Origin of the sequence: Streptomyces sp. NPDC102462 (assembly GCF_044765425.1) — a bacterium.
Taxonomy (GTDB): Bacteria; Actinomycetota; Actinomycetes; order Streptomycetales; family Streptomycetaceae; genus Streptomyces.
In genome coordinates this window covers 1-4,147 of sequence record NZ_JBIWKB010000132.1, presented here as the reverse complement: position 1 = coordinate 4,147, position 4,147 = coordinate 1, and the positions used below count along the sequence as shown (strand labels likewise).

General features: G+C 71.3%; 4 protein-coding genes and 1 pseudogene. 3 read left to right on the top strand and 2 right to left on the bottom strand.

Going from position 1 to position 4,147, the window contains the following annotated elements; translation table 11 throughout:
• Positions 1-86: 86 nt before the first annotated feature.
• Positions 87-923, top strand: a pseudogene (locus tag ACIRFL_RS43505) (tyrosine-type recombinase/integrase); the annotation flags it as partial.
• A 7-nt stretch (positions 924-930) separates the two neighbouring features.
• Here the strand turns inward: ACIRFL_RS43505 and sodN are convergent.
• Positions 931-1,326, bottom strand: a complete 396-nt coding sequence (sodN, locus tag ACIRFL_RS43500) for a superoxide dismutase, Ni (RefSeq protein WP_404041225.1) — start codon at positions 1,324-1,326, stop codon at positions 931-933.
• A 145-nt stretch (positions 1,327-1,471) separates the two neighbouring features.
• Between sodN and sodX the strand changes: the two genes are divergently transcribed.
• Positions 1,472-1,906 (top strand): nickel-type superoxide dismutase maturation protease, encoded by a 435-nt coding sequence (sodX, locus tag ACIRFL_RS43495; RefSeq protein ID WP_404041227.1) that lies wholly within the window; start codon positions 1,472-1,474, stop codon positions 1,904-1,906.
• On the opposite strand, the gene ACIRFL_RS43490 is transcribed toward sodX, so the two are convergent.
• Positions 1,810-2,439, bottom strand: coding sequence for a CGNR zinc finger domain-containing protein (locus ACIRFL_RS43490; RefSeq protein WP_404041222.1), 630 nt, complete (start codon positions 2,437-2,439; stop codon positions 1,810-1,812). The genes sodX and ACIRFL_RS43490 overlap by 97 nt on opposite strands.
• 101 nt (positions 2,440-2,540) lie before the next feature.
• Between ACIRFL_RS43490 and ACIRFL_RS43485 the strand changes: the two genes are divergently transcribed.
• Positions 2,541-3,311 carry a class I SAM-dependent methyltransferase gene (locus ACIRFL_RS43485; RefSeq protein ID WP_404041219.1) on the top strand — a complete coding sequence of 257 codons (771 nt, stop codon included), beginning with the start codon at positions 2,541-2,543 and terminating at the stop codon, positions 3,309-3,311.
• Positions 3,312-4,147: the final 836 nt, after the last annotated feature.

The following is a 4,147-nucleotide window of genomic DNA, read 5'->3' as shown; positions in this document are numbered from 1 at the left end:
GGGCGAGTAGACCTTCATCACCATAAGAGATCCCTCCTGCCCGGCCCCTGCCGGGGCCGGGCTCAGAGGTGTCCACCACTCGGGGACAGGTCCCCTTCAAGAGCCTGTCCGAGCTGCTCGGCCCCGGTAGCGTGCGCAACGTCTACGACGTCCTCGTGCGCCTCATGACCGCGGCCGTCGAGGACAAGGTCATCGCCTCCAGCCCGTGCCGCCGGATCACCCTTCCGCCTATGCCGGACGAGGAAGTCACCCCGCCCACGGTTGCGCAGGTCGAGGCCATGGCCCGCGCGATGCCGCCGTACATCCGCGCGGCGATCGTCACCCTTGCCGGATCAGGCTTGCGAATAGGCGAGTTGCTCGGCCTCAAGGTCTCGGACGTCGACTTCAAGGCCGGCACCCTCCGCGTCGAGCGGCAGCGCCTCCAGTCCGGGAAGATTGGCCCGCCGAAGACCGCCAAGTCCCGGCGTACCGTCCCGGTCGGTGAGGTGGTCACAGACGCCCTCCTCGCGCACCTCGCCGCACGCCCCTCCAAGGAGTGGCTGTTCACAATGGAGGAGGGTGAGCCTCTCAACTACCGCCGCTGGAAGACGGAGTGGAACTGCGTCCGCAGGACGCTCCAAGCTGCGGAGAACGAGGCAGCCGACCGCGAGGGCCGCAAGCCCGTCGAGCTGCCGCACATGGTGACCCACGACCTGCGGCACTTCTACGCCTCCGCGCTCATCGCCGGCGGAGCGAGCGTCAAGCAGGTTCAGCTGGTCCTCGGCCACGCGACCGCCGTCATCACACTGCGGATCTACGCACACCTGTGGCCGGGTGAAGAAGACCGCACCCGGACCGTCATGGACGCCGTTCTCGGCGGCCTGCGGACCGGGTGCGGACAGGTAGGCGATGCGACCTGCGTAACCGCAGGTCAGACGGCCTAGCCATAGATCAAGCCTTCTTGGTCTCCCAGAAGATCTTGTCGATCTGGGCGATGTAGTCGAGCGCCTTCTGGCCCGTCGCCGGGTCGGTGGACGCCTTGGCGGCCGAGAGCGCCTTCAGGGCGTCGTTGACCAGCTGGTGCAGCTCGGGGTACTTCTCGAAGTGCGGGGGCTTGAAGTAGTCGCTCCAGAGCACGGAGACGTGGTGCTTGGCCAGCTCGGCGCGCTGCTCCTTGATGACGGTGGCGCGCGACTGGAAGTGCGGGTCGTCGTTGCCGGCCATCTTCTCCTGGACGGCCTTCACCGACTCCGCCTCGATGCGGGCCTGGGCCGGGTCGTACACGCCGCAGGGCAGGTCGCAGTGCGCGCTGACCTTGACCTTGGGGGCAAACAGGCGGGAAAGCATGGAGCATTCCTTCCTCGTGATCGTCTTCTCAGGTGGGACATTACTCCCTGAGAAGCGGGATTTCGCGAGTGCCCCCTAGGGCTTAGGACAAAAGTCCAGGGTCAGACTGAGACTGGTGGAGGAACGGACCGGGGAGGTGCCGGCGATGCCGGAGCTGTCGCAGGAGACCGAGCGGGGGAGGGCGACGCCGCCCTTCGGGCTGGCCGAGGTGACGGGGCCGTCCATGGTGCCGACGCTGCATCACGGGGACCGGCTCGTGCTGCAGTACGGCGCCCGGATCAGGCCCGGGGACATCGTGGTCCTGCGCCATCCCTTCCAGCAGGACCTGCTCGTCGTCAAGCGCGCGGTGGAGCGCCGCGAGGGCGGCTGGTGGGTGCTGGGGGACAATCCGTACGCGGGCGGTGACAGCACCGACTACGGGGCCGTGCCGCAGGAGCTGATCCTCGGCCGGGTCCGGCTGCGGCTGCGGCCGCGCAGGGCGGATCAGCGCTCGCCGCTGGCCGTCGTGGGCTGGGCGCTCTCGGCCGTGCGGCCGGTGTTCCCGGACCGGTCGGCCTCCAGACGTTTGCGGGCCCGGTAGGCGGCCACGTTGGCCCGCGTGGCGCAGCGGTCGGAGCAGTAGCGCCGGGAGCGGTTGGTGGAGGTGTCCAGGTAGGCGTTGCGGCAGGGGCCCGCCTGGCACAGGCCCAGGCGGTCCACGCCGTACTCGGTCAGGTGGAAGGCCAGGCCCATGGCGGCGATCGCCGCGTAGCCCGCGGTGGCGTTCGACGGGTGGTCGGCGAGGTGCATGTGCCACAGCGGGCGGCCGTCGTCGTCCCGGTGGTCGTGCCCGGAGATCTGCGGGCTGACCGGGAACTCCAGCAGCAGTGAGTTCAGCAGGTCCACCGCCAGGGTCTCGTCGCCCTGGTCGGCGGCCTCGAAGACCGCGCGCAGCCGGGCGCGCACCGAGCGGAAACGGGTGACGTCGGCGTCGGCGGCGCGGCGGGCCGCCGACTGGTTGACGCCGAACAGGCCGCGGACGGCTTCGACCGTGGTGAGCGAGTCCTTGCCCCGGAGCGGTTCCTCGCTGTTGACGAGGCGCACGGCGTAATCCGAGTAATAGGCCAGTTCCACTTGTAGTCCTTACGGTGGTGCTCTATGGTCGTGGGCGCGATCGGGTAATGACCGATCGCGCTTCCAGGGTATTACGGGACCTTCGCGTGGGAGGGGTTGCGATGACGGACGCGAACACGGCCACGACCGGAGCCGACTGGCGGGCCTGGCAGGAGAGCTGGGACCGGCAGCAGGAGTGGTACATGCCCGACCGCGAGGAGCGGTTCACGATCATGCTCGACATGGTCGAGGCGCTCGTCGGCACCGCGCCGCGCGTGCTCGACCTCGCCTGCGGCACCGGCAGCATCACCGGCCGGCTGCTGAAGCGGTTCCCGCAGGCCGTCAGCACCGGCGTCGACCTCGACCCGGCGCTCCTGGCCATCGCCGAGGGCACCTTCGCGGGCGACGAACGGGTCACCTTCGTCACCGCCGACCTCAAGGACCCGCAGTGGCCCGCGCTGCTGCCGTACGACGCGTACGACGCGGTCCTGACCGCCACGGCCCTGCACTGGCTGCACAGCGACCCCCTCGCGGCCCTCTACGGTCAGGTCGCGGAACTCGTCCGCGACGGCGGTGTCTTCATGAACGCGGACCACATGATCGATGACAGCACGCCCCGGATCAATGCCGCCGAACGGGCCCAGCGGCACGCCCGCATGGATCAGGCCAAGCGCGCGGGTGCGCTCGACTGGGCGGAGTGGTGGCAACTCGCCGCGAAGGACCCGGTCCTGGCCGAGCCCACGGCCCGCCGCTTCGAGATCTACGGCGAGCATGCCGACGGGGACACGCCCCCCGTCGCCTGGCACGCGCGCGTGCTGCGCGAGAAGGGGTTCTCGGAGGCCCGGCCGGTGTGGTCCTCCCCGTCGGACACCCTCCTCCTCGCCCTCAAGTAACCAGCCCCCGCCAACGAGGGCGACGACGGCGACCCGAACCGACGGAACCGACCGATCCGCCGGAACCGGCTGTTCGGAGCGGCCCGGCTGATCCAGGTGGGGCCGCCTGATCCGGTGATCGGGCCTTTCGGGCGGTCCGGCCTGTGCCGGGTTCGCTGGGCGGTGGTGGTGGGCTGGCCGGGTTCGCTGTTCGGCCGGGTCGATGGCGATTCGGTCGAGCCGGGTGGTCGGGCTGATTCGGTGGCCCCCGCTGATCCGGTGATCGGGCTGACCCCGCCGATCCGGTGGGGTCGGTCGGTGCGATCGGCCGGCTGACCCCCTGGAGCCGCCCGATCGGGTGGATCCGGTTGCACCGGCCGGGCCGGCTGAATCGGCGGGACCGGCTGAACAGTCGGGAACGGCTGTACCGGTGAATCCGGCTGAAAGGGCGGGAGCGGTTGAACCGGGTGGGGTGGCTCAGGATGTTCGGGTGGCCCGGGGCGTCGGGGCGGCCCCGGTTGTCCGGGTGATCCGTATCCGGGCGGCCGGTGCCCAGGCGTCGTATCAGGGCGGCCGGTGCCCGGGCGTCGGGGCGACCCAGGGCGGTCTGGAAGATCCGGGGCGCCGGGGCAACCCGGGCGAATTGAGCGCCCCGGGGCGTCGGGGGCCTGGTGGCGGGTGGCGGGTGGCGGGTGGTGGGGTGTGCGGGCCGAGTGGCGGCGGCTGGACAGTGCCGGGCATCGGCTGGGCGCCGCGGTGGTCGTGTACGGCGGTGGGGGGGGGGGGGGGGGGGGGGGGGGGGGGGGGCGGGCGGGGGGGGGGGGGGGGGGGGGGGGGGGGGGGAGGCCGCCAGGGAA

What these genes read in the sequence shown, in the direction of transcription:
- ACIRFL_RS43485 (WP_404041219.1), top strand. Translation starts at nt 2,541, where the DNA reads ATGACGGACGCGAACACGGCCACGACCGGAGCCGACTGGCGGGCCTGG.
- sodX (WP_404041227.1), top strand. Translation starts at nt 1,472, where the DNA reads ATGCCGGAGCTGTCGCAGGAGACCGAGCGGGGGAGGGCGACGCCGCCC.
- sodN (WP_404041225.1), bottom strand. Translation starts at nt 1,326, where the DNA reads ATGCTTTCCCGCCTGTTTGCCCCCAAGGTCAAGGTCAGCGCGCACTGC.